Source organism: Nonomuraea sp. NPDC001684 (genome assembly GCF_053596515.1).
In genome coordinates this window covers 1-1,789 of record NZ_JBSFGJ010000831.1, presented here as the reverse complement: position 1 = coordinate 1,789, position 1,789 = coordinate 1, and the positions used below count along the sequence as shown (strand labels likewise).

2 protein-coding genes and 1 pseudogene are annotated in these 1,789 nt (G+C 76.0%); 1 reads left to right on the top strand and 2 read right to left on the bottom strand.

Annotated elements, in window-relative coordinates:
* A pseudogene (locus ACWCSD_RS52280) lies at positions 1-292 on the bottom strand (hypothetical protein); the annotation flags it as partial.
* A gap of 45 nt (positions 293-337) precedes the next feature.
* Between ACWCSD_RS52280 and ACWCSD_RS52275 the strand changes: the two are divergent.
* The gene (locus ACWCSD_RS52275) at positions 338-871 is read left to right on the top strand and encodes a hypothetical protein (RefSeq protein ID WP_449927324.1); all 534 of its coding nucleotides are present in this window, start codon (positions 338-340) and stop codon (positions 869-871) included.
* A 73-nt stretch (positions 872-944) separates the two neighbouring features.
* Here the strand turns inward: ACWCSD_RS52275 and ACWCSD_RS52270 are convergent, their stop codons facing one another.
* On the bottom strand, positions 945-1,709 hold the full coding sequence (locus ACWCSD_RS52270; RefSeq protein ID WP_397158371.1) for a PP2C family protein-serine/threonine phosphatase: 765 nt from the start codon (positions 1,707-1,709) through the stop codon (positions 945-947).
* Positions 1,710-1,789: the final 80 nt, after the last annotated feature.

Here is a 1,789-nt window from a genome sequence, read left to right as displayed (position 1 = left end):
GCTCGGCCGCGTCGAGTGCGTCGTCGGCCAGGTCCTCGCCCGCCCGCACGACCACCGCCGCGGCGCCGCGCCGCGCCGCCTCGCGGATGGAGGCGGTGGCCGCGCCGGTGGAGTGGAACAGCCCGGCCGCGAGCACGATCCGGCCCGCGTACGAGCGGGCGGGCCCCTCGTCGCCGATGATCATCCCGGACACGTGCACGTCCTGGCCCGACGGCGCGAGCAGCAGCCGCAGGACGCCGCCCTCGTCGAAGGCGAGCAGCTCGCGGAGGGTGATCTGCCCCCGTTTGTTCATGACGGGGAGCATACGCAGGTCACGACGCCTGGCAGGCTGGGGGCCATGCGATTCGGCGTACGCCAGTTCGAGCTGGCCCTGATGCACCGCATGCGCGACCTCAACCCGCGACGCGTGGAACAGGCGCTGGCCGACCTGGACGCCTCCCGCGCCGAGCTGCGCGCCGCCCACGCCCACTGGACCCGGCTGGCCCACGCCCCTCGGGCGCCCAAGGGCCGGGCCGCGCTGCGGATGGCGCTCGGCCCGCCCGCGTACGCCGGCGAGGCCCCGTTCGGCAGCCTGACCTGCGACGTGGCCCGGTGGCGGCTGCCGTCCTGGCCGGAGCTGGAGTTCGAGGCGCTGATCGGCCCCGGCGGCGAGGTGTGGAACCTGTGGTTCGTGCGGCCCGGCGGCGACCGGCGGCTGTCGGCCGCCGACCTGACCCCGTGGGGATGCGTCGTGGCCGACGTCGCCGCGAGCTTCCCGGTGAGCTTCCAGGGCGAGGGGGCGGCCCCGCACCACTGGGCGGTCGACTTCGCCTGCCAGGGCACGTCCCGCCGCGCCCTGTTCGTGTACGGCCTCCTCCAGCGCCTGGACTGACGCCCCGGCGCGCCCCCGTGCCACCCGGCCCCCGCCTTCGCGTCGGGTGGCACGTTCCAGAGGCGGCCGGAGGTCAGGCGGTGACGAAGTCGGCGACGACCATCGTGGCGTCGTCCTTGGGCGCCGCGGCGGCCACCTCGTCGTACAGCCGGTCCAGGCAGGCGGCCGGGGACGGGCCGACGGCCAGCAGCTCGGTCAGCCGGTGCTCGCCCAGCGCCTTCAGCACGCCGTCGGTGACGACGGCCACGCGGTCGCCCGGCCGCAGCGGCACGGTGCCGACCTCGGGGTTCAGCGTGGAGGCCAGCCCGATCCCGCGCAGCAGCGGCCCGTCGTCGAAGGAGTGCGACGTGGTGAGCCGGCGCGGCTTGCCGCCCTTGGCGCAATGCCAGATCGCGCCGTTGCCCACGTGGGCGAAGCGCAGGCACGGCGTCTCCCCGGGGACGAGCACCAGCAGGTCCATCGTCGTGACCAGCGCCGGCTTGGACGGCGTGCGCAACGCGGCCCGCCGGACGGCCCGGTGGGCGGCCTGGGTGCACTCGTCCATGTCCTCCTCGCGCCGGGCGGAGTGCTGCGGGCGGGCGGCGACCACGGCGCCCAGGGCCAGCGCGGCCGCCGTGTGCGCGACCTCCGTGCCGCCCTGCCCGTCGGCCAGCGCGATCAGCCGCTCCTGGACGACGTAGGCGTCGGAGGGGTGGCCGTGCGAGCCGTCGTACGTGCCGCCCGCGGTCACCAGCCGGGGCCGCGCCGCCGGCATGCCGGGTGGCCAGTCCCCCCGGCGGCCCCGGACCGCCATCACCGAGAGGCAGCCGAGCAGAATCGAGATCGAGAAAACAGTCATGATCGTCCCTCCCGTCGCGCGCGACGACACCTGCCCAGTACATCCCTCTTGCGCGGGATGCGACTGACGGCCGATCAGCC